This window comes from Flagellimonas algicola, assembly GCF_005937185.1.
In the GTDB taxonomy this organism is placed as follows: Bacteria; Bacteroidota; Bacteroidia; order Flavobacteriales; family Flavobacteriaceae; genus Flagellimonas; species Flagellimonas algicola.
Window position 1 is genome coordinate 617275 of the sequence record NZ_VCNI01000002.1, and the last position, 23113, is coordinate 640387.

25 protein-coding genes are annotated in these 23113 nt (G+C 41.3%); 18 read left to right on the forward strand and 7 right to left on the reverse strand.

Translation table 11 applies throughout. The annotated features are described in order from the left end of the window. Positions 1 to 23 precede the first annotated feature (23 nt). The 5 genes from FGG15_RS11615 (at position 24) to FGG15_RS11635 (ending at position 4200) form a co-directional block, all read left to right on the forward strand. Positions 24 to 542: a hypothetical protein gene (locus FGG15_RS11615; RefSeq protein ID WP_138836380.1), complete on the forward strand. Its 519-nt coding sequence runs from the start codon at positions 24 to 26 to the stop codon at positions 540 to 542. Positions 543 to 550: 8 nt separating this feature from the next. After that, complete coding sequence (locus FGG15_RS11620; RefSeq protein ID WP_138836382.1) at positions 551 to 2122, forward strand: acyl-CoA thioester hydrolase/BAAT C-terminal domain-containing protein; 1572 nt, start codon at positions 551 to 553, stop codon at positions 2120 to 2122. Between the two features lie 69 nt (positions 2123 to 2191). Next, positions 2192 to 2950 (forward strand): SDR family NAD(P)-dependent oxidoreductase, encoded by a 759-nt coding sequence (locus FGG15_RS11625; protein WP_138836384.1) that lies wholly within the window; start codon positions 2192 to 2194, stop codon positions 2948 to 2950. Position 2951: 1 nt separating this feature from the next. Beyond that, a complete protein-coding gene (locus FGG15_RS11630) occupies positions 2952 to 3425 on the forward strand; it encodes a hypothetical protein (protein WP_138836386.1) in 474 nt (157 codons plus the stop codon). A gap of 61 nt (positions 3426 to 3486) precedes the next feature. Continuing rightward, a complete protein-coding gene (locus tag FGG15_RS11635) occupies positions 3487 to 4200 on the forward strand; it encodes a DUF4386 domain-containing protein (RefSeq protein WP_138836388.1) in 714 nt (237 codons plus the stop codon). A gap of 32 nt (positions 4201 to 4232) precedes the next feature. Here FGG15_RS11635 and FGG15_RS11640 read toward each other — a convergent pair whose 3' ends face one another. Genes FGG15_RS11640 through FGG15_RS11650 form a run of 3 tightly spaced genes read right to left on the reverse strand, consistent with a single transcriptional unit; the run spans position 4233 to position 6238 of the window. Then, on the reverse strand, positions 4233 to 4739 hold the full coding sequence (locus FGG15_RS11640; protein WP_138836390.1) for a nuclear transport factor 2 family protein: 507 nt from the start codon (positions 4737 to 4739) through the stop codon (positions 4233 to 4235). A gap of 21 nt (positions 4740 to 4760) precedes the next feature. After that, on the reverse strand, positions 4761 to 5582 hold the full coding sequence (locus FGG15_RS11645; RefSeq protein ID WP_138836391.1) for a ZIP family metal transporter: 822 nt from the start codon (positions 5580 to 5582) through the stop codon (positions 4761 to 4763). Continuing rightward, entirely contained in the window at positions 5582 to 6238 is a 657-nt protein-coding gene (locus FGG15_RS11650) for a metal-dependent transcriptional regulator (protein WP_138838262.1), read from the reverse strand. The genes FGG15_RS11645 and FGG15_RS11650 overlap by 1 nt, the downstream gene beginning before the upstream one ends. An 87-nt stretch (positions 6239 to 6325) precedes the next feature. Here FGG15_RS11650 and FGG15_RS11655 point away from each other — a divergent pair, with 87 nt between their 5' ends. From FGG15_RS11655 to FGG15_RS11665, 3 genes are all read left to right on the forward strand, one after another. Beyond that, the gene (locus FGG15_RS11655; RefSeq protein ID WP_138836394.1) at positions 6326 to 8584 is read left to right on the forward strand and encodes a TonB-dependent receptor; all 2259 of its coding nucleotides are present in this window, start codon (positions 6326 to 6328) and stop codon (positions 8582 to 8584) included. A gap of 77 nt (positions 8585 to 8661) precedes the next feature. Further along, positions 8662 to 9249: a hypothetical protein gene (locus FGG15_RS11660; RefSeq protein ID WP_138836396.1), complete on the forward strand. Its 588-nt coding sequence runs from the start codon at positions 8662 to 8664 to the stop codon at positions 9247 to 9249. A gap of 195 nt (positions 9250 to 9444) precedes the next feature. Further along, positions 9445 to 9624, forward strand: coding sequence for a SymE family type I addiction module toxin (locus tag FGG15_RS11665; RefSeq protein ID WP_138836398.1), 180 nt, complete (start codon positions 9445 to 9447; stop codon positions 9622 to 9624). A 29-nt stretch (positions 9625 to 9653) separates the two neighbouring features. Here the strand turns inward: FGG15_RS11665 and FGG15_RS11670 are convergent, their stop codons facing one another. Beyond that, the gene (locus FGG15_RS11670; RefSeq protein WP_138836400.1) at positions 9654 to 9848 is read right to left on the reverse strand and encodes a hypothetical protein; all 195 of its coding nucleotides are present in this window, start codon (positions 9846 to 9848) and stop codon (positions 9654 to 9656) included. A gap of 64 nt (positions 9849 to 9912) precedes the next feature. Here FGG15_RS11670 and FGG15_RS11675 point away from each other — a divergent pair, with 64 nt between their 5' ends. Then, positions 9913 to 10146, forward strand: coding sequence for a hypothetical protein (locus FGG15_RS11675; protein ID WP_138836401.1), 234 nt, complete (start codon positions 9913 to 9915; stop codon positions 10144 to 10146). Next, complete coding sequence (locus FGG15_RS11680) at positions 10130 to 10432, forward strand: type II toxin-antitoxin system RelE/ParE family toxin (RefSeq protein ID WP_138836402.1); 303 nt, start codon at positions 10130 to 10132, stop codon at positions 10430 to 10432. Before FGG15_RS11675 ends, FGG15_RS11680 begins: the two co-directional genes overlap by 17 nt. A gap of 136 nt (positions 10433 to 10568) precedes the next feature. Here FGG15_RS11680 and FGG15_RS11685 read toward each other — a convergent pair whose 3' ends face one another. Further along, a complete protein-coding gene (locus FGG15_RS11685) occupies positions 10569 to 11855 on the reverse strand; it encodes an alpha/beta hydrolase family protein (RefSeq protein WP_138836403.1) in 1287 nt (428 codons plus the stop codon). Positions 11856 to 11965: 110 nt separating this feature from the next. On the opposite strand from FGG15_RS11685, the gene FGG15_RS11690 reads away from it, so the two are divergent. Then, positions 11966 to 13108, forward strand: a complete 1143-nt coding sequence (locus FGG15_RS11690; protein ID WP_138836404.1) for a lycopene cyclase family protein — start codon at positions 11966 to 11968, stop codon at positions 13106 to 13108. Here FGG15_RS11690 and FGG15_RS11695 read toward each other — a convergent pair. Beyond that, on the reverse strand, positions 13105 to 14088 hold the full coding sequence (locus FGG15_RS11695; RefSeq protein WP_138836407.1) for a polyprenyl synthetase family protein: 984 nt from the start codon (positions 14086 to 14088) through the stop codon (positions 13105 to 13107). The genes FGG15_RS11690 and FGG15_RS11695 overlap by 4 nt on opposite strands. Before the next feature lie 146 nt (positions 14089 to 14234). On the opposite strand from FGG15_RS11695, the gene FGG15_RS11700 reads away from it, so the two are divergent. The 7 genes from FGG15_RS11700 to FGG15_RS11730 all read left to right on the forward strand — a co-directional run bounded on the left by FGG15_RS11700 (position 14235) and on the right by FGG15_RS11730 (position 22507). Next, positions 14235 to 14777, forward strand: a complete 543-nt coding sequence (locus tag FGG15_RS11700) for an RNA polymerase sigma factor (RefSeq protein ID WP_138836409.1) — start codon at positions 14235 to 14237, stop codon at positions 14775 to 14777. A gap of 10 nt (positions 14778 to 14787) precedes the next feature. Beyond that, positions 14788 to 15210, forward strand: coding sequence for a hypothetical protein (locus tag FGG15_RS20200; protein WP_138836411.1), 423 nt, complete (start codon positions 14788 to 14790; stop codon positions 15208 to 15210). Between the two features lie 216 nt (positions 15211 to 15426). Beyond that, positions 15427 to 16026 carry a TetR/AcrR family transcriptional regulator gene (locus FGG15_RS11710; protein WP_138836413.1) on the forward strand — a complete coding sequence of 200 codons (600 nt, stop codon included), beginning with the start codon at positions 15427 to 15429 and terminating at the stop codon, positions 16024 to 16026. A 6-nt stretch (positions 16027 to 16032) separates the two neighbouring features. After that, positions 16033 to 17367 carry a TolC family protein gene (locus tag FGG15_RS11715; RefSeq protein ID WP_138836415.1) on the forward strand — a complete coding sequence of 445 codons (1335 nt, stop codon included), beginning with the start codon at positions 16033 to 16035 and terminating at the stop codon, positions 17365 to 17367. Between the two features lie 33 nt (positions 17368 to 17400). Beyond that, complete coding sequence (locus tag FGG15_RS11720; RefSeq protein ID WP_138836417.1) at positions 17401 to 17763, forward strand: four helix bundle protein; 363 nt, start codon at positions 17401 to 17403, stop codon at positions 17761 to 17763. Between the two features lie 40 nt (positions 17764 to 17803). Further along, on the forward strand, positions 17804 to 18979 hold the full coding sequence (locus FGG15_RS11725; RefSeq protein WP_138836419.1) for an efflux RND transporter periplasmic adaptor subunit: 1176 nt from the start codon (positions 17804 to 17806) through the stop codon (positions 18977 to 18979). Between the two features lie 18 nt (positions 18980 to 18997). After that, positions 18998 to 22507, forward strand: a complete 3510-nt coding sequence (locus FGG15_RS11730; protein ID WP_138836421.1) for an efflux RND transporter permease subunit — start codon at positions 18998 to 19000, stop codon at positions 22505 to 22507. Between the two features lie 70 nt (positions 22508 to 22577). Here FGG15_RS11730 and FGG15_RS11735 read toward each other — a convergent pair whose 3' ends face one another. Then, positions 22578 to 22928, reverse strand: a complete 351-nt coding sequence (locus FGG15_RS11735) for a toxin-antitoxin system YwqK family antitoxin (protein ID WP_138836423.1) — start codon at positions 22926 to 22928, stop codon at positions 22578 to 22580. Between the last annotated feature and the right edge of the window lie 185 nt (positions 22929 to 23113).

Sequence of the window (23113 nt, forward strand, 5' to 3'; positions counted from 1 at the left end):
TTTGAGTGGAAAATTCAATCAAAATGCAAAAATCCATTCTCATTTTCTTAGTCTTTGTTACCAGTAACACTCTGTTATCCCAGTCCATTAAAGATCTTGACTTTCTTATTGGCAGTTGGAACATTGAGGAAACCATCCTTCCCGGAACAGATAGGGCCTATCAGGAAATTGGAACCCGTAATTGCGAGTACTACCTCAATGGGCAATTCATACGGTGCGAATCTGAAACAACGATTCAGAAAACAGGCCGAAAAAGGTATTACTCCTATATTATCAATTATGATGACAAGGAAGGTTGTTTCCGGGCTACCAACTTTGCCCATGACTTTCCCTTACACGGGCAATTCAAATGGTTTTTGGACAAGGAAAACGAACGCATCATTGCCATAACTCCCAAGAACGTAATTGAAGACCGCTTTTTTAGAGCAACCATTTCTTATGCTGATAGAGACAAACTGGTCTGGAATGGCTGGGCCAGTGTGTTTGAAAAAGACAAGGATTGGATCCAAATATTCAATGATGTTGCCACACGAACCGAATGATAAACACCATGCAAAAAACTGTTCTGTACTTCTTCATTCTACTCTTTATGGGCTGTCAAGGCCACAAAAAGGAACCCTTGCCAGAGCCATTTTCCAATTATATGGACTATGGGGAGTATGAGGTTGGTTTTAAAACTTTGTTTACCAACGATGTTTCCCGTCCAAGTGTTCCGTTCTCGGATTGGAGTGGGAAATTATATCCAAGAACTGATACAGTTCCAGGCAGAAAATTGCCCTTGCATATTTGGTATCCATCAAACGAAAAGGCTCCGCTGCTCCCTTTTAGTCACTTTGTGGATTTGATTACACCACAAACCGAAAGTGATAAGGGAATGTATTCGGATTCGCTGTCCCGAGAAATCTATAAATACCAGGCTGATGAGCTTAAAGGGGAAAAAGCAATGACGCATCGTGATCTGGATACTTTGTTGCATTTAACCACAAATAGCTCATTGGAAACTAAAATTGCCAAGGGCCCATTTCCTTTGGTCATTGTACCCAACGGAAGTAGTCCGGCTAATCAAAGTGTATTGTGCGAATATTTGGCAAGCCACGGATACATTGTGGCCGGAGTTTCCTTAAAAGGCGAATTCGCCCATGTTGTGGATGCCTCCGCTAGAGGTTTGGAATCTGGAGTTGATGATCTACAGTTCGCCCTCGGACAGTTGCTGCAATTGCCCTATGTAAATACTGGTCAAATTGCCCTGGTGGGCAATGCCATAGAGTCCTCTTATTGTGCAGCACTTGCTTCCAGAAATAAGAAGATTAAAGCATTGGTAAGTTTGGAAGGCGGGTTTTTGAGCCAGTACGAACAACGGATTTTAAATGAGACCGTGTTTTATGAACCTCATAGCGTTTCTCTTCCCATTTTGGCCATTTACGCGCCCCATCCCAACATTTCACCCGATAATATCCATGGACTTGATTTTAGCAATCGGTATTTTGCCCGTTTACCAGAAATGAGTGAATTCCATTTCCTAAACTATGGCCATTTCGATGCATACGTTCCCAAAATCATTGGCGAACCTAGGGGAGACCTAGAAGCTGGGTTTACAGCTGGTGCAGAGTTAATCCTTGCTTTTTTAGATGCCGAGCTCAAGAACAAAGACGAAAGTTTTCAGCAATACTATGGCAAAACCCCTTCTAATAAATTAGGGAAGTCCATAGACACGTTGTTCATTCTTAAGGGCCATAGTCCGCCACCTAATATGAGCGCATTAAAAAACTTATTTGTAACCAAAGGATTTGGTGCCATTGACAGCATCTACAAGTCCCATGTGGCTGCCGGGAACACAAAACCATTTTCCCAGACTTTTTATAACGATTATAAGAATTGGCTTGCGTATAAAAAAGATCCCGATTATAAGAATAGGATGCGTTTGTATGAAATGGCTGTGGAGAGTTATCCAAATTCGGCCCTCAATCATTACCGTTTGGCCTATTATCTCGAACAAAACAAAAAGCCAACAAAGGCACGGGAATATTATCAAAAAGCGGACATATTAATCCCTCTTGATACATCCTTAAGCCCCTCGTTAAAGCTTGATTTGCAACAAGCTTTGGATGAAGTCTTAAAATAATCTTCACCAAAATACGTAAGTAGAATCCTCCTCTTAGTTGCTATCTTTGATAGCATCAAAAGACAATAGATGGAATTTAATGGTAAAAACGTATTGATCACTGGTGCCTCACGCGGCATTGGCAAGGCCACTGCCTTGGCCTTTGCCGAAAAAGGCGCAAAGGTAGGCATCAATTTCCGCAGCAATACTGAGGAAGCTGAACGAACCCTATCGCAATTAGCTGGTACTGGACATCAATTGTTTCAACAGGATGTTTCAGAAAAAAATGGCCCTGAACATTTGATCAATAGATACGTAGCGCAATATGGTCAGCTGGATATTTTGGTGAACAATGCGGGCATTTCCATTTTTCACGATATAGAGGAAGTGGATTTTGACCATTGGGCCAATGCCTGGGAAAACATTTTTAATACCAATTTATTTGCGGTATCCAATCTTTGTTATTGGGGCGCCAAAGCAATGATGGCGTCAGGCGGTGGGAAGATTGTAAATGTGTCTTCAAGAGGTGCGTTTCGGGGGGAGCCGACCAAACCTGCTTATGGCGCCAGTAAGGCGGCCTTAAATTCCATGAGTCAGTCCTTGGCTAAAAAATTAGCCAAACACAACATCCATGTCGGGGTGGTGGCACCAGGGTTTACCGAGACAGCAATGGCTGCTGAAACCTTGACTCCCTTGGAACGGGAAAATTTGCTACGGGAATCCCCTTTCCAACGCATGGCCCAGCCGGAAGAAGTTGCACATGCCATTTTATTTTTGGCTTCGGAAGGAGCTGGCTATTCGTCCGGAACCATCATAGATGTGAACGGGGCATCTTACCTGAGAAGTTAGTATGAAAGCATCCACCATTGCCCAACTAAAAAAAGAACTTCAGCATCGTTCTCCTGATGAGCTTTTGGACCTGTGTCTTCGCTTGGGTCGATTCAAAAAAGAAAACAAGGAACTACTTACCTACCTCCTTTTCGAGGCCGATCATGAAGAAGGATATATCGATTCCGTCAAAGCCGAAGTGGATGAAATGTTTGAGGAAATCAATACCAATAGTTTTTACTACATCAAAAAAAGTGTGCGGAAGATTCTCCGAACCATCAAAAAGTATATCCGCTATTCCGGCAACAAAGAAACCGAGGTTGAGCTATTGTTGTACTTCTGTGAGCAACTAAAAAACTTTCGCCCTTCTATTAAGGGCAACATTGCTTTGCGCAATTTGTATGAAAGGCAGTTAGTCTATATCGAAAAGAAAATAAGTGCCCTGCATGAAGATTTGCAATATGATTTTGGCCAAATCTTGGAAGACCTTAGGTAGAAACAGGCAACCAAAAGGCTCCCAAACACGTCTTTTCTTTAATAACCATAATCAATCAAAAATGGGAGTCAACCAAAAAACGGCCCGCCTAGCTGGGCTATTGTATTTTTTAATTGCCATCACCGGTATATTCAGCCTCATGTACGTTCCATCACAACTCATTGTTTGGGACAACCCTGCACAAACCGTCCAAAACCTTAAAGCCTCAGAATTTCTATTTCGATTGGAAATTTTATGTGAACTGCTGTGCTATTTGATCTTTGTTTTTCTGCCCTTGGTCCTTTTTCAATTGTTCAAGGAAGTCCATAAAAACATGGCGGTGCTCATGGTTGTGTTGGTCCTGGTGAGTGTGCCCTTATCGATGAGCAGTGTGATACATAAATTTGATGTGCTGTCCCTTTTGGGCGAATCTGGATTCTTGGAAGTGTACAATGCAGCTCAAATTGAGACCCAGGTGATGCAGGCCTTTCAATCGTATTTTAAAGGCATTCTGATATCCCAAATATTTTGGGGCCTTTGGCTTTTCCCATTTGGTTATCTGGTCTTTAAATCCGGATTTCTTCCCAAAATGTTGGGTCTGTTTCTGATGGCGGGAAGTGTTGGGTACTTCATAGATTTCATGGGCAGAGTCCTTTGCTCGGATTACAATTCTCTTTGGATTTCGGATTATATCACCATCCCTGCCAGTATTGGGGAGTTGGGTACTTGTTTGTGGTTGTTGATTATGGGAATTAAAATCTCCCCGACTGAATCACAAAGTGGGATTGAATCGTAAGTTCTAACAACCTATTTGATGTGGAGAGAGAATTAAAACTTTAACGCCGCCTTCTTGGCAAAATCAGAAGCGGTAATGGGATTTCCATTAATATGCGTAGTATCCCAATCTTGAGTGATCTTCCAATGGCCGTTTATTTTTTTCAGGACAATGTGAAATTGACCATAGCTATAATTTGTTTCATCTTTTGAGGTAAAACCAATCCGATAAAAGCCGACTTCATACGAAGTTGCTTCATTGGTATGTCGACTATCGAACCAAAAATCCAAAGCTATGGAAACGCCTTCGGCCTTGTTGGTTTTAAATCGCTTCAAATTTTTGGCCTTGAAAACATTTTCGGTATCGATTCCCTGGGGAGTAACCCGAAGTACTTCTTCAGCGTATATGGCGTTCAGTTCCTCCCCGTCCAAGGTTTCAAACGCCTTTTTAAAAGGTTTCCAAACAGTCATGTCTATTTCGTTCTGAAATTGTTCAATACCCGTTTGGGAATAACCCGAAAAGGTCAGGCTTAAGGTGAACAAAAGGAGTACAATTCGCATCGCTTTAAATTTTATTTGAGATTATCCTAGGCCCACATCCAGCATCATCATAATGATAAATCCACCTATAAAGCCCATGGTGGCAATGTCCGTGTATTTGTCCCTTTGGGTTTCTGGGATTACCTCTTCCACTACCACAAAAATCATGGCTCCGGCAGCAAAAGAAAGTGCGTACGGCAAAATGGGTTCGAAAGTTAACACCGCCCATGCTCCCAAAACGGCAGCAATAGGCTCAACCATAGCTGAAGCTTGCCCGTACATAAAACTTTTTGTTCGGCTCAATCCTTGCCTCCGTAAAGGCATGGCCACGGCAAATCCTTCTGGAAAATTCTGAAGGCCAATTCCTAAGGCCAAAGCGACCGCCCCTCCAATGGTGGCCCCATCAAAGCCGGCAGCAACACCGCCAAACAGCACTCCCACTGCAAGACCTTCAGGAATGTTGTGCAAAGTGATAGCGAGGGTCAACAAAGTAGTTCTGTGCCAAGGTGTTTTTACCCCCTCGGCCTCACTTTCTTTGAAATTGATATGCAAGTGGGGCAAAACCTTGTCCAATCCAAAAATAAAAGCTGCTCCCAATAAAAAACCAACAGCCGCTGGAATGACTTTAACAAATCCTTCGCCTTCGCTCATTTCTATACCGGGTGCCAACAAACTCCAAAAACTGGCCGCCACCATTACTCCTCCGGTAAAGCCCAACATGCCATCCAAAACCGCACGGTTCATTCCTTTGAACAAAAAGACCAAGGCCGCCCCGGCAGCAGTCAATCCCCAAGTAAAAACAGTAGCGTAAAAGGCCGCCAATATGGGGTCTATACTTTCAAAATATTGGATTACTTGTTCCATTAGTCATTCTTTTTTATGTAAAGATTTGATGCTATCTGATGGGAAATATGGAGTGCTTTTCCTTCCATTTCTATATGCAGGGATTGGTCAAAATCTTCCTTCTCCAAAACCTTTATGGTATTCCCCAAAGCAATCTTGTTCTTGTCTAAAAATTTGAGAAAAGCAGCGGAAGTATCCTTTACACCAACACAAACTCCTTCAGTGTTAAGTTCCACATCGCTTAGCAATTGTTTATCACGCTCCATGAATTTTCCATCTTTGCTGGGAATAGGATCTCCATGGGGATCAAACTTTGGAAAATCCAAGAGCTCATCAATTTTGTCAATGAGTTTTTCGCTTTTGATGTGCTCCAACTGCTCGGCCACCTCGTGAACTTCATCCCAGGTAAAATCCAGTTTTTTCACCAAAAAAACTTCCCACAAACGGTGCTTTCTGATGATGGAAAGTGCTGTTTTGATTCCGATATCCGTCAATGAGATGCCTTGGTACTTTTTGTAATGCACCAAGCCTTTTTCCGCCAATTTCTTGGCCATATCGGTAACCGAAGATGGTTTGGTTTCCATCTGCTCCGCAATGGCATTGGTGGCAATTAGGGCAGAAGAATTACCGCCTAAATGAAAAATGGTTTTGATATAATTTTCCTCAGACCGAGTCACAAAAAATAATTTTTCCAAAAATACATTTTTATTTATAAAAACAAATTTTTAGATTTGTCTAAATTTTAATTTCAACAACCAAAAAAATTGAAACGTCTCCTATTTATATTAGTGCTAAGTTCCTGTCTAACTGGATGGTCACAAAACAGTACTGTTCAAGGAACAGTATCTGAAAAGGAGCAAAGCCTCCCTTTTGTGAATATTTACCTTAAAGGGACCCAAAGCGGAACGGCAACGGATGGGGACGGGAAATACTCCATAACGAATCTAAGCCCAGGAAATCATGTGCTTATTGCCTCGGCCATTGGATATGAGCCTTTTAGGAAATCCTTTTTAATTGGAAAGGATGAAACGATTACCTTGGACATAGCACTAACGCAGTCCGCTGAAGCTTTGGATGAAATGGTGGTCACTGGTACGCTAAAAGCGGTTAGTAGATTGGAAAGCCCAGTGCCTGTTGAAGTCTACACCCCTACATTCCTAAAAAAGAACCCTACCCCAAGTATTTTTGAGGCACTTCAGAATGTAAATGGCGTTCGGCCCCAAATAAATTGCAATGTTTGCAATACCGGGGATATCCATATTAATGGTCTTGAAGGACCATATACCTTGGTTTTGATTGATGGGATGCCTATAGTCAGTGGTTTGGGCACCGTTTATGGTTTATCTGGAATCCCAAATTCGCTAATAGAGCAAATTGAAATTGTAAAAGGCCCGGCCTCCACTCTTTATGGCAGCGAGGCTGTAGGTGGATTGATCAACATCATTACCAAACACGCCCCCAATGCCCCGGAGTTCTTTGCCGATGCCTATCTAACGGGTTGGGGCGAATACAACTTGGATGTGGGTTCCAAAATTGAAGTGGGTAAGAATACCGACCTCCTCCTTGGAGTCAACTATTTTAACTTCGATGAAGTAGTGGACAACAATGGGGACAATTTTACCGACCTCACGCTACAAGACCGAATATCGATATTCCAGAAATGGAATTTTAAGCGCAAGGATTCCAAGTTATTTTCCCTGGCTGGCCGATTCTTTTACGAAGACAGATGGGGTGGTGAACTACAATGGACTCCAGAGTTTCGAGGAGGTAACGAAATTTATGGAGAAAGCATTTACACCCGTAGATGGGAAGTTTTGGGTAAATATCAATTGCCCATTGATGAAAAAGTGTTGCTTTCCGTATCCTATAATGATCACAATCAGAATTCGGTTTATGGTGACACACCCTATTTGGCTGACCAGCGCATTGGCTTTGGGCAAATGACCTGGGACAAAACTATAGGCAAACATGATCTTTTGTTCGGAAGTGCCATTCGCTACAATTATTATGATGACAACACTCCGGCCACTGAGAGTGCAGACGAAGTTTGGATTCCCAGTCTTTTTATTCAGGATGAGCTAAAGTTGGCTGAAAAACATTCCATTTTAGGGGGATTGCGATACGATTATGATCAAAGACATGGCAATATTTTCACGCCAAGAATGGCTTATAAGTGGAAAATATCCGACAATGATATTTTTAGGGTCAATGCGGGTACCGGGTTTAGAGTAGTGAACCTGTTTACGGAAGATCATGCGGCGCTGACCGGTTCTCGGGACGTGATCATTGCCGAAGAACTGAAACCGGAACGCTCTGTAAACGTCAATCTTAATTATCTGAAGAAAATTTACGCAGACAACGGCACTTTTGTCGGATTGGAAGCCTCAGCTTTTTACACCCATTTTTCCAATATCATTATTCCCGATTATGATACCAACCCCAACCAGATTATCTACGACAACCTGGACGGAAAATCCGTTTCGCAAGGGGTAAGTGCCAATGTGGATTTGGTTCTGCCCAACGGCCTTAAATTTTTGGTGGGCGCCACTTGGCAAGATGTAAGCAATACCGAAGATGGGGTGACCCAAAGGCAGATTCTCACCGAAAGTTTTACAGGTACCTGGAATGTCTCGTATACTTTCCGAAATTTGGACTTGACCGTGGATTATACGGGTAACTTATACGGCCCCATGCGATTGCCCTTATTGGGCGATTTGGATCCAAGGTCACCTGAATCTCCTACTTGGAGCATTCAAAATATTCAGTTTACTTACAAAGGTTTGGACAAGTTTGAATTCTACGGTGGGGTCAAAAATCTCTTGGACTGGACGCCCAACCGCGGTAATCCATTTATCATAGCCAGAGCAGATGATCCCTTTGACAGAAACGCGCAGTTTGACCCGCAAGGGAATGTAGTGGCCACTGCGGACAATCCTTTTGCCTTGACTTTTGATCCCAGCTATGTGTATGGCCCAAACCAAGGGATTAGAGGGTTCTTTGGGTTGCGATATACGGTTTTTTAGGACTTTCGACTTTTGTTTATCTTAGATGTATAATGTGTAATAAGTATTGTTATTGCATATGTTTACTGACAGGTATTTTGAAAAGAATAGTTTCAATATTAGTACTAATAGGGTTCATTTCGTGCAACTCAGGTAACGAACAACAAAGAATTGTTTACTACCCTTCGGAAGGTGAATTTTCAAATCCGAAATTTCTTGTTCCGATAGATTTGGACACCACAAGTCTAAATTATTGGGATTTGGCAATGATGACGCCAGCTAACGATTATAGAAAAAATGTGCCTTTTTTTGAAATTAAGGAGGATTCACTGACCAAAAGAATCGTCCCCTTTATAATTGAATCCCCTTTTGTCAAGAGAAATGAAGTAATAACAGTTACAATGGACTCTGTATTCGCTGATAAAGAATATAATTTTGAACAATTGTACGCCGTTTTGAATAAAATTTTTGGAGGTCAAAAGGCTCCTGAATTTTCTAATTATCAGAAGAATCCAAACATAGTTAGATTGGCAATTGATATTGATAAAAATAGTACCGGAAAAGACTTAAAAATAATTCTCTCAAAAACTACTGACTCGTTTGAAAAGCTAAAAAAAGAGATTTCCGATTCTTTGGAATTGATTCTCTATTTTGACACGGTGCACAGTCTTTATGGATCGCACTAGGTAAAAAAGGGGCATCAATGCAATATGTCCCACTAAAAAATAAAAAGCTTAGAAACATTTACCCTCAACCCTCTTTGACTTTCCAATTTTTTGGGCTAAAAATTCGATTTTAACATAGTTAATTCGTTGTTGTTCACTATGCCGAACACGACAATAAAAATTCCAACTTATATTCGTTTCATCGAATATTTGTAATTGAAATCCTCCAGAAAACTTAAGATCCATACCAAATTCCGCCGCCGTACATGGGGTCATACCACCGTTCCCGAAATCCGTTTGGAAGGAAAGTGGTTGGAGGAACTCGGTTTTGAGCAGGGTAAGACCGTTAAGGTGATTCAGGAAAACAAGGTTTTGGTACTTATCCTAGAAGAATAAAATGCTTCTTTCCCTAAAAGGGAAAGATGTCACACTAGTGTGACGGAAAGGGTCAAAACATCCCTTCCGTCATGACATAAAGCATCATGCCACCTTCCCTTACCAAGGGAAGGAGCATTGCGGGTCTTGGACATGGAGCTTTTTGCCAGCGAGCGGGTATCGAGAATCAGAATTTTCCAATCAAAAACCTTGTTCTCGATACATCCCAAAAAATTTCGGGACACTCGAACTGACGGTTTTGAAATTTATAATGAAATACGAACTAACGGAAATTTGTAACTTGGCTCTATGGATTTAAACCTCCAAGGCAAAAAAATTGAATTGATTCAATGGCTCTCAACATTGGACGACCAGTCCATGATTGAAAAGCTGATGGCGCTTCGTGAATCCGAGAAAATGGATTGGTGGAATCAATTGTCCGAAAATGAAAAGGCTTCTATTAAAAAAGGGCTTAATGACATTGAAAATGGCAAATTGATCCCGCACGAAAAGGCCAAAAAGCTATATGACAAGTGGTTATAAAATCCTATGGAGCAACCATGCCCTTTCTGAACTAAAACAAACTCTAAACTATCTGGAAACCAAGTGGACAGTGAAGGAACTGAGGGCTTTTTCCTCCAAGCTTGACCATGTGATTACCTTGATTTCAAAAGATCCGAACTTGTTTCCTGTTGCATCAACCAAAAAGCTAATTCACCGCGCAGTGGTGGACAAAAACAACACACTCTACTATTGTGTTGAAAAAGAGGTTGTCCAGATTGTTTCGCTTTTCTCCACACGTCAAGACCCTGACAAAAAGAGAATTTAAGACTTTCGCTTTATTACGCCCCCGTACCTGAAGCCATACCATTCCCTAACGTAAATCATTATCATTATAGCGTTCAGCCTCCCAAAACATTAATGGTATCACAAATTGTGATACCTAAAACGCAACTAGAATCATATTATTCAGGAACCGCATGCAACAACTCCATCCCCGTAGATGATCTTGGCACAAAACCAGGCCAGGTTTCCTCGTTAGAGTCTTCCTTGATATCCAAAAATTTGCTGTAATCTTTCTGTTTTAGGTGAGTTCCCAAAAAGGCGGTCACAAAATGCTGGTTGATATTATTTATTCGCCTTTGATCCCAAGAGGGTTCCGCATAGCGATAATACTCATCAATATGCAAACCAGCTTGCAAGGCTTCAGCAGGGGGTGGATTGGGAGCCACATTGTGTCGCGCATCCATATAGGTCAACAGATATCGGTCTGCGTTTACAGCGCCCTCGTAAATGGCCTTTATCCCTTTTTCATAACCCGAAACATCATCCTGATCTCCCGCTACGAAAAGGGTAGGTGTCTTTAGGCCTTTCAGGGTTTCCGCATCCCAAACACCACGCTCCATTCCCCAGGGTGCAAAAGCGACCACCGCTTTGATCCGTGGATCCATGGAATTTTGATATTCCTCGCTTGCACTGCCACGCACGGCTAAGGCGTTGCTACCACCCGTCATCCCCTTAAAGAAGTTGATAGCAAACTCACTATAGGCCGCTCCTGCAACATTAAGCACACCGTATCCTCCCATGGAATATCCTACTATTCCCGTATTATCTCCATCTACTTGGTCAGAAAGAAAGTGTTTCCCAGCTGCCATTTCATTCACCACAAAAAGAATATCCTTGGAACGATTCAGCAAGGTGCTCTGAAAAGGTGCCGCATCTTTAAAGGTCGATTCGGTATGATCAATGGCCGCAACAATGTATCCTTTGGAGGCCAAGTTTTCGGTGAGGTAAGTCATCAAGTAGCGAGAACCCACATAGCCATGGGAAACCACGACCAAAGGAAATTTTCCATCCGAAGTTACTGGGGCAGCATCCCTAGTGGCCCTTCCATTAAAAGTAAAAGGAATTATGGGTCGGTTTGGGTCTCCGTTGGTACCCATTACTTCATCGTATGATATCAATCCTTCGGTTTCAATTGCTGCGGGATACCACACCTCCACCGTTAAAGGGCGATCGTACAGAGGATCATTCCCCTCTTTGGAATTGAGAATATCCACCTGCCCCTTGTTTACAAATTCCAAGGTTCGGACTCCAACTTTATACGATCCCCGAGCCGATAGTTCTGGTGCATCCGGTAAGGCATCTCCGTAAACAAAGGATGTTTCTTTTTGGGCAATTACTAAAGTGGGTAATAATAGACCCATAACGAAGAGGGTCCGTAACAATTTGCGAGATTGTACAGTTTTCATTGTGCGATGGTTTTAGTTACTAAGCTCCTTACAAGATACCCATTTTGAATTCATTGAAGCACTCTTGTATGGAATAATGATCGACTGTGTTCCTTTCCTTATTTTTGGGCATGCCCAAGTACGATTACATTATTATTGGAGCTGGTGCGGCAGGCCTACTTTTGGCCAATGCATTGGGAAATGATTCCTTTTTCTCCGACAAGTCCATCCTGATCTTGGACAAGGACGACAAATCCAAAAATGATCGTACCTGGTGTTTTTGGGAGAAAGGTGCAGGGGACTTTAATGGTCTACTATTTAAAAACTGGCCCCATATCTTTTTTGGGGGACAGGATTTAAGCTTATCTTCTTCCATTGCCCCTTACCGCTATAAGATGCTACAAGGCATAGACTTTTACGAAGAATATAAGTTAAGATTGAAGAAGTATTCCAATATTCAATGGGTACAGGATGAGGTGTTACAGATCCAAGAAAATGGGGTCGCGGTAACTGTTTCAACCCAAACTGATCAATTCTTGGGAAAGCAGGTCTTTAATAGCATTTTCGATTTCAAAGCAGTTAAAACCCAGCAGAAGTATCCTGTACTTCAACAGCATTTTTTGGGTTGGTTTGTAACAACCCCTAAACCAGTTTTTAATCCAAATGAGGCCACCTTTATGGACTTTTCCATACCTCAGAAAGGCAATACTCGCTTTATGTATGTACTCCCATTTTCAGAGACCGAAGCCTTGGTGGAATACACCTTGTTTTCAGAAAATCTATTGGAAAAGTCTGAGTACGAAGAAGCCATTGAGGATTATCTGAAAAACAAGCTTGGTTGTGAGGATTTTGAAATTGCCGAAAGGGAACAAGGCTCCATTCCCATGACTAGCTATCAATTTCACAAACATAATTCCAATGGGGTTTTTAATATTGGCATTGCCGGGGGTTGGGCCAAACCCAGTACAGGTTTTACCTTTTATAACACCCACAAGCAAGTGAAACGTTTGGTAAATCGCATAAAATTGGATAAGACCCTTACAGGGTTGCATCAAAAGAAAAGATTTTGGTTCTACGATCTGTTGCTCTTGGACATTCTCTACAAACAAAACCATTTGGGAAGTAGCATCTTCGAATCGCTCTTTAAAAGAAGAAAGCCACAACTGATCTTGAAATTCCTGGAGGAAGAGACCTCGGTTTGGGAAGACCTTCAAATCATTTGGGCCTGTCCCAAACGTCCCTTTCTAAAAGCACTTTGGAATAGGTTGTTTTAAACGGTACGCTGCATGAGCTTGTTCCCAAATACCTTTAAAAGTTCCTTGTTCTTTTCAGGAATGTTGAGGGATTCCAAGGTGGCAAAAGCTTTTTGGGTATAGCTTTCAATTTCCATTCTGGCCGCCTCCACCGCTCCACTTTCCTCAAAAATGGTCTTGACCGTATCTACCTTGGTGTTTGAATCTTCGGGTTGAATGGAATAGAGGTGCATCAATCCCTCTTTATCCTCTTTTGGTGCAAACTCCAAAGCTTTCAGATAGAGAAAAGTCTTTTTATTCTCTATGATATCTCCCCCTACCTGCTTTCCAAAAGATTTGGGATCGCCAAAGGCATCCAAGTAATCATCCTGTAACTGAAATGCTATCCCTAGGTTTTGTCCAAACTCATAAATAGATTGTGCATCCTCTTCCGAAGCTCCGGCCAAAATCGCTCCCATTTTCATGGCACAAGCCACCAAAACAGCCGTTTTATACTCAATCATTTTAAGGTACTCGGGAATGGTGACATCGTCCCGAGTTTCAAAATCCACATCGTACTGTTGGCCTTCACACACCTCAACAGCCGTTTTGCTAAAAAGTATCGTAAGCGGTTTAAAAACCTCTGGAGGATAGTCCTCCAAATATTGATAGGCATTGATCAGCATCGCATCCCCTGACAAAATTCCCGTGTTGATATCCCATTTCTCATGAACCGTAATTTTGCCTCTACGCAACGGAGCATCGTCCATGATATCATCATGCACCAAGGAAAAATTGTGGAACACCTCAATGGCCAGTGCCGCATTCAAAGCATCGGAGGGGTTACCTCCAAACAAGTCCGTTGTCATCAAAGTCAAAACAGGCCGCATCCGTTTTCCCCCCAAACCCAAAATATAGGAAATGGGCTCATAGAGGTTGTTGGGGTCTTTTGGAATAAGTTTGCTTTCCAAATGGGAATTGAACATTTTCCGGTAGCGTTCAATGGCGTCTGAATTCGTCATGGATCAAAAATACGGTCAATTTAAACAGTATCCCAATACCAAATAAAAGGGCGATTCAGCAAGATTTGAAAAAAATTTCTTTAAAAAACGCAATAGATTTGAAAATCATCGTCTCTATAGATGAAGACCGCTAATAGGCTTTTTTAATGGCAGCCAACAAAGAGAACTATAACAGACTCACTAGCTTTTTTAATGAGGAATACAATTCCTTAAAAGGTTATGTACAGTCTAGAATTGACGATACCACGGAACGTGACGCCGAGGATATTGTTCAGGATGTGGCCTTGCGGATTTTTTCACGGACGGATGACCTATCGCCCATAAACAATATTGGGGGATTTGTATACAACTCTATTAGAAACCGGATTATTGATCTGATGCGAACCAAAAAGGACAAGGTAAACGAAGGAGATGATTTTGAAGCCCAATGGGCCGAGTTTGCCGAGCTTTTCTACGGGGATGCAGACAACAACTACCCTGAAAATGTTCAGGAAGCACTGAAACTTGGAATTAAAACCCTAAAACCGGTCTACCAAGATATCATTATCGCGGTTGACTTTGAAGGGTATACCTATAAAGAAATTGCAGCGGACACAGGTATTTCAATCGGGACATTAATGTCCAGAAGACATCGTGCCTTGTCCTTGTTATCAAAATATTTAGAAACTATAAAAAATTCAACATTATAATTAAAAGCATATGGAACCTAAAGAAAGATATTACGAAAAGAGGGTGGAAAAGTATGTAACCAAGGGCTTTAAAATATTCTTTGCCTTCATCATTTTTTGCATTTTGGTGTTGCTTGCAGGTTATGTATTCATGCACCTATGGAATTGGTTAATGCCAGACATCTTTGGATTGACCACTATTGGCTATTGGCAATCACTTGGACTTATATTATTAGCCAAATTTATCTTCGGATTTGGAAATCATTCCTCCAAAAAGTCCAATTACAAATCCAAAAAACGTCATAAAGGTGACCGCTTTTGTAGAAGCAAAACAGAATTTTCCAAATGGCAGCACTACGATCAGTTCTGGAAAGAAGAGGGGGAAGAAGCCTATAATGACTATTTGGAACGAATCAATAAAGAAGAACAGCATGGCGCCCAGGAAGAAAACTAAGGCCATAGAAAAAATTGAAAGCTACCGACGCAGAGCTTTTTTCTGGCGTTCAAGTCCTAAATCAACAACTGAATCCAATTCTGGTTTCCAAATTCGCCAGTATACTGCTGATTAGCAACCTATAAAACCAAAGGATTAAACATTCGTTAAAAAAATGTAAAACCTTGGAAACTTTTTTTGTTTTTAGAGTTTCCAAGGTTATTTTTGTCCCCCATTATGCGAGAAAAGATTTTACATAAGGCGACGGAGATGTTTTTGACCCTTGGTTTCAAGAGTGTCACTATGGATGATTTGGCCAATGAAATGGGAATTTCCAAAAAGACGATATACTCCCATTTTGAAAACAAGACCATGTTGGTGGAGGAAAGCACCATGGATATGTTTTGGTTTATTTCCAACGGTATTGATGAAATCATTGCATTGACCAAAAATCCCATTGAAGAGCTGTACGAGATCAAAAAGTTTGTCATGGTCCACCTCAAAAACGAAAAATCCTCCCCCCAATATCAGCTGCAGAAATATTATCCAAAGATTCATGATGCATTAAAGAAGAAACAATTTGAGGTGATGCAGGATTGCATAAAGGAAAACGTAAAGCGTGGAATGGAAATGGGGATTTATCGCGACAACCTAAACGTGGAATTTGTATCGCGAATCTATTTTTCAGGTGTCACCAGTATTAAGGACAACAATATATTTCCCATTCAAATTTTTACCATGGCACAGCTCATGGACGATTATCTGGAATACCATTTACGAGGAATTACAACAGTTAAAGGAAGAGAAATTATAAACTCAATCATCAATTCAAATTAAATCTAAATGCGAACAACCATCATCAGTTTACTTTTAATCCTTCCCTTGATGGGCCTAGCGCAGGAAACTGCTTCGTACAGTTTTAGCCTGGATCAAGCCATTGCACATGCGCTTGAGCACAATTATAGCTCTATTAATGCCAGTAGGGATATTGTGGATGCCCAAAAACAAAAATGGGAAACTATTGCTGATGGACTCCCACAAATTTCAGGAGCCATCAGTTATCAAAACCAATTGAAGCAGCCGGTCACTCAAATTCCCGCGGAATTTTTTGGAGGTGAACCCGGAACGTTTCAGGAAGTGGTTTTTGGACAAGCCCAATCCGCTAATGCAACCGCCACCTTAACCCAACAGATTTTTGATGGGTCCTATATTGTAGGGGTACAAGCAACGAAAGCTTTTTTAAGCTTTAGTCAAAACAACAAGGAGAAGAACGAATTGGATGTCCGGAAAGCCGTTGTTGAGGCGTATGGCAATGTGCTTTTGGCCCAGGAGAGTGTTTTGATCTCTGAGAACAACAAAAAAACCTTGGAGAAAAATTTATACGAAACCGAGAAAATTTTTGAAAACGGTTTGGGCGATGAAGAAAGTGTAGATCAGTTAAAGATCACCCTGTCCTCTGTGGAGAATCAACTCAAAAATGCGAAACGTTTGGAGAAGATTACCCTTCAAATGCTGAATTTGGTTTTGGGATTGCCCATTCAAACCCCAACTATTTTAACCGAAAACTTGGACGACCTCACCCAAAAACAAATAGATTTTGGATTGATGGATTCCTCTTTCAACATTGAAAACAATGTAGATTACAAATTGGCCATTAATCAAGAAGAGCAACGTTATTTTGAACACAAGCTAGCCAAAAGTAAGGCCCTGCCCACTTTGAATGCCTTTGTGAATTACGGGGGTTCGTCCTTTAGTGACAGCTTTAATTTTCTCAGTAGTGGACAAGAGTGGTTTGGTTCCTCTGTTTTAGGATTTGATCTGAACATTCCCATTTTTAGTTCGCTAAAACGAAGTGCAGGTACACAACGTGCCAAGATTGCTCTGGAAAAGGCCAAAACGCAATTAACGGAAGCAGAAGAACAAATACGACTGCAACTGGAAAGTGCCAAAAGTGACTATATCCTGGCTATTGAGGAGTACGGAACTTCCAAAGAAAATTTAGCGCTTGCGGAACGTATCGAAAACAAAAATCAGGTTAAATATTCTGAAGGATTGGCAACCAGTTTTGAGCTAAGACAGGCTCAGACGCAATTGTACACTACCCAGCAAGAATACCTTCAATCCATGGTGGATGTTATCAATAACAAAACAGAGTTGGAAACTATCCTCAATAATTAGTTTATAAGATAAGTAGGTTAAAAGTTTAGAATTATGAAAACTTACTCTTTTGAAAAATTAACCGTTTGGAACAAGTCAGTTGACTTGTCTAAAAAAGTTTATTGCGTAACAAGTTCGTTTCCCGAAGAGGAAAAATATGGTCTAGTTTCACAAATGAGAAGATGTAGCATCTCGATTTCTTCAAACATATCGGAAGGAAGCGCAAGGAAGTCTCCCAAGGATAAAGCTCGCTTTACGGAGGTATCGTACAGTTCGGCTATGGAATTGTTGAACCAAACAATTATTTCCAATCGACTTAACTTTCTTACAGAGGAAGACTATACTTCAATTAGAATTGAAATATCGGAAATTACCGCAATGCTAAACGCTTTGCACAAATCACAAATAAGCTCCTAAACATTTAAATACATAAACATCTAAACAAATCATATCAATCATGAAAAAAATAACATATATCATACTAACAGCCGTAGTTCTTTCCTCCTGTGGAGGTGGTTCACAAAGTACAGTTGAAGGTGTGTTGGCAGACAAAAACCTTGAGGCCATCCGTGGGAAACGAGCAGAAATCTCAGCACAACAAAAAGCGCTGGAACAGCAATTGCATTCCCTCGATTCTGCCATCGCTCAATTGGATGATCATGCCAAGTTGCCACTTGTAACCACTATTTTGGCCAAAGCTGAAAAATTTGACCACTATTTGGAACTTCAAGGGGATGTAATGACCAAACAAAATGTATTGGTGTACCCAGAAATTTCAGGAACGCTGAACCGTGTTTATGTCAATGAAGGTCAGAAAGTGTCCAAAGGACAGCTGTTGGCTTCCATTGACGATGGGGGACTATCCAGTCAATTGGCACAAATGAAAACACAGGCGGCATTGGCCAAAACCACCTTTGAGCGTCAAAAAAGATTATGGGAACAGAATATTGGTTCTGAAATCCAGTATTTGGAAGCCAAAACCACTTATGAAGCTCAAGAGAGTGCCGTAAAACAGATGCAGAGCCAAGTGTCCAAATCCACCATTAGAGCGCCATTCTCAGGAATTATTGACGATGTAATCCAGGATCAAGGTACCGTGGTAAGTCCTGGTACTGGGGTAGCTGTTTTTCGAATCGTGAATCTTTCCAATATGTATATAGAGGTGGAGGTTCCAGAAAGTCATTTGCCAAATGTAACCCCTGGAAAAAATGTTGAAGTCTACTTTCCTGTGCTGGGCGATAGCGTTACCACCAAGGTGAGACAGACTGGAAATTTCATCAATCCGAGTAACCGTTCGTTTACAGCTGAAATTCCTGTTCCTAGCGAAAGTGGAACTATTAAACCCAACCTTACGGCTAAGGTGATGATTAATGATTACACCAACGAAAATGCCATTTTGATTCCACAAAGCATCGTTTCAGAAAATGCCGAAGGAGAACAATATGTGTATTTGGTGGATGCCGATTCCGTCTCTTCAGATGCTATTGCCAAAAAAGTAATTATTGAAACCGGAAAGACGCAAGGAGACTATGTTGAGGTATTGGCAGGAATCAATAATGGTGACGGTATCATTGATGAGGGTGCTCGTAGCGTAAAAGAAGGCCAAAAGGTAAGAATCAAAAACGGCGAATAAACCAAAGACTTTAACAAGATGAGTAAACAAAAAAAGAAAGTCGACAAAGAATTCAGGCTATCCTCATGGGCCATTGACAACAAAACAACCATGTATGTTTTGATTGCTGTGATACTTTTTCTTGGTGCATCCGCATACTTTAGCATGCCTAGGGAAAACTTCCCAGAGATCAAGGAAACAAAAATCTACATAAGCTCCCTTTATCCGGGAAACACAGCTGAGGATATTGAGAAACTGATTACGGACCCGCTTGAGGATGAGCTTAAAACGGTAAGTAACGTCATAGAAATAACCTCTACCTCTCAGGAGGATTACTCCATGATTATAGTGGAGTTTGATGAAAATATCTCAGTGGAAGCTGCCAAGCAAAAGGTAAAGGATGAGGTGGATTCACAAACCGCGGGAGAGGATTGGCCAACCTTTAATAATGCCAAGGTTGAACCCAACGTTTTTGACCTAAGTATGTCTGAGGAGATTCCCATTTTGAACATCAATATTTCTGGAGATTACCCCGTTGACAAACTCAAAGAATATGGCGAATATTTGGAGGATGAAATAGAGGGTCTTGCAGAGATAAAGCAGGTAGATATTCGTGGAGCCCAGGAAAAAGAAGTGGAAGTTGCGGTTGACATCTATAAAATGATGGCTGCCCAAGTTAGCTTCAATGATGTGATTACTGCCATCAGCAATGAAAACATGACCACTTCCGCCGGTAACTTGATTACCAGCGGACAGCGAAGGACCATCCGAATTGTAGGTGAAATTGATGAACCAAAAGATCTGGATGATTTTGTGGTCAAATCTGAAAATGATGACCCTGTTTACCTAAAGGATATTGCCGAGGTGACCTTTAAGGAAGAGGACAAAACCACTTACGCCCGTGAGTTTGGACATCCAGTTGTGATGTTGGATGTTAAAAAACGTGCAGGTAAGAACATGGTGGCGGCAGCTGAACAAATTCAAGTTATTGTGGACAATGCCGTTGAAAATGTATTTCCACGGGATTTGGAAATCAGCATCGCAAACGACCAATCTTCCAAGACCATCGGGCAGGTTGATGACCTCGTAAACAATATCATCTTCGGTATTATACTGGTGGTAACAGTATTGATGTTTTTCTTAGGGTTTAAGAATGCCCTTTTTGTCGGATTTGCCATCCCCATGTCCATGTTTATGTCATTAATGATCTTAAGCACGTTGGGATACACGATGAACACCATGATTTTGTTTGGATTGATTATGGGATTGGGAATGCTGGTGGATAATGGTATTGTGGTTGTGGAAAACGCGTACCGATTGATTGATCAAGAGGGTATGACCCCCATGCAAGCAGCTAAAAAAGGAATTGGGGAAATTGCGTTCCCAATTATCATCTCAACCTTGACCACTGTAGCCGCATTTGTTCCTCTTGGATTATGGCCAGGAGTTATGGGACAGTTTATGATCTATTTCCCCGTGACACTTTCCGTGGTTCTAGGATCATCACTCTTTGTGGCCATCTTCTTTAACTCCGTATTGGTGTCGCGTTATATGACCACGGAGGATAAGAAAATGCCATTAAAACAGATTATACAGCTAACGTCCATTGTTGCAGGTATTGGGTTGTTGATAATGATTTTTGGTGGAAGTTACCGTGCTTTGGGAACTTTGATGGTAGTTACCGCCATTCTGCTTTGGGTATACCGACTCTTCTTAAGAGGTTGGGCCAACGGTTTCCAAAATACAATCTTACCAAAATGGGAAAAGTTCTATGAAAGAACACTTCGAAGAGCACTGACGGGAAGAAAGCCTATTTATATTGCCATTGGGACATTCGTATTGCTGCTCCTAGCTTTTATGGGCTTTGGAGCCTCCGTAGGAAGCCAGCGTACCAAAGTGGAGTTTTTCCCAGATAACACACCCAACCAGATCATTGTCTATATTGAATATCCCGAAGGGACCGATATCAAGAAAACCAATGAAATTACCAATGAGATTGAAGAGAGGGTTTATGAGGTAATCAATGAAGATGCCTATATGCATGGTAATTATAACTTTTTGACAGAAAGTGCTGTTTCCCAAGTTGGTGAAGGAGCTGGCAATCCGCAGACGGATGGAGGTTCTGCCGCTGAAATGCCACACCGTGGTAAGATTACCGCTACCATGCGGGAATACAAGTTCAGGGAAGGTGCTGACAGCAACGACCTATTGAAAAAAGTGCAGGAAGCCCTAAAGGACATATATCCAGGGGTGGCCATCTCTGTTGAAAAGGACGCTGTTGGTCCTCCCGCAGGATATCCTATCAACATTGAATTGGAAGGAAACGATTATTCTGAACTTATTGCCACTGCTGAGAAAATGCGGAACTACATCAACTCCAAAAATATTCCTGGAATTGATGAGCTTAAGGTAGATGTAAACAAGTCAAAGCCTGCCATGTTGGTTGATGTAGACCGGAAGAAAGCTGGAGAATTAGGCGTCTCTACAGGACAGGTAGGGCAGCAACTCCGAAATTCAATTTTTGGTGCCAAGGCAGGCATTTACAAAGAAGACGGAGAGGATTATGACATTTATGTCCGGTTCAATGAAGAAAACAGATATAACACCAGCGCCATCTTTAATCAAAAAATCACTTTTAAGGATCAGAATTCTGGGCAAACCAAGGAAGTTCCAATTTCAGCAGTGGCCAAACAGGTTAACACCTCTGGATTTAGTGCCATTAAACACCGTGAAACGGAAAGGGTGGTAACGGTATATTCTGCACTAGCTCCCGGGTTCACCGATGCCAATGCTGTTGTAAGCAAAATCAAGGATGAAATGGACTCCTTTACGGAGCTTCCAGCAGATATAAAGATTGACTACACCGGACAGTTGGAAGAGCAGAACAAACAAATGGCATTTTTGATGGGGGCCTTCTTTACGGGCTTAGGGTTGATTTTCTTTATCCTGATATTCCAGTTCAATTCTGTTTCCAAGCCAGGAATTATTATGCTGGCCATTTTCTTGAGTTTGATTGGGGTGTTTGGTGGAATAGTTGCCACGGGAAGCGCCTTTGTGATCATGATGACCATGATGGGAATTATTTCCCTGGCCGGTATTGTGGTTAACAATGGAGTGGTGCTTCTGGATTACACCCAACTTTTGATTGACAGGAAAAAAGTGGAGTTGGAATTAGAAGAAGATGACCTCTTGGAACCCAAAGACTTTTTAGAAGCCGTGGTCAAAGGAGGTAAAGCAAGGTTGCGTCCGGTATTGCTAACAGCAATCACCACTATTTTAGGGTTGATTCCACTGGCCACCGGATTCAACATTAACTTCTTCACCCTGTTCAGTGAGTTTAATCCCAATATTTATTTTGGTGGGGACAATGTAATTTTCTGGGGGCCTTTGGCCTGGACGGTTATCTATGGTCTATTCGTAGCTACCTTCCTAACCTTGATCGTGGTGCCCATTCTCTTTAGTCTGGTTTACCGAATTAAGGTAAGAATCCATAAAAGAAGAGTAAGAAAAGAAGAGAACAAAAAAGAAGTGTTGGACATTGCGGCTTAAGGCTGTTGATTACAACTAAAAAAGCCCCCCGAGTAATCGGGGGGCTTTTTTATTTAAACACTATCTCAATTTACATATCAACAGAAACAATCTCGGATTGGTTCCAATTCTTAACATGTACAATGCGGTTTTCCACAAAGTCCACTTCCTTCAAAATCTCATCTTTCCAAAAAAACCATTTTCCAGATTTTTTCCCATCGACATACTTTCCAGAGGCAATTTTTTTGCCTTCCAGGTTGTACATGAACCACTGCCCATGTAGTTTTTCGTTTAAAAAATAACCCGTTTGGGCTATCTCGCCATTTTCATGAAAATATGTAGCCTTAACCATGTCCCCAACCTTTTCCATAGTGGGTTCAATATTTTGTGAATACATACCAACCGAAAACATCACTGCCAAAAAAAATATTGCTTTCTTCATATGATATGGGATTTAAATTATTATTTCAGTAACATTAACGACATAAAGGTACTTAATATTTTACATTAAATATATATTTACGTAACATTAAATTTACATTAACTACCTAGTTGTTTGTTTTTCAGGTTTTTAACTTAAAATATTTTTTAGAGTACAATCCTTTCATCGAGAAATTTTGCCAAAAA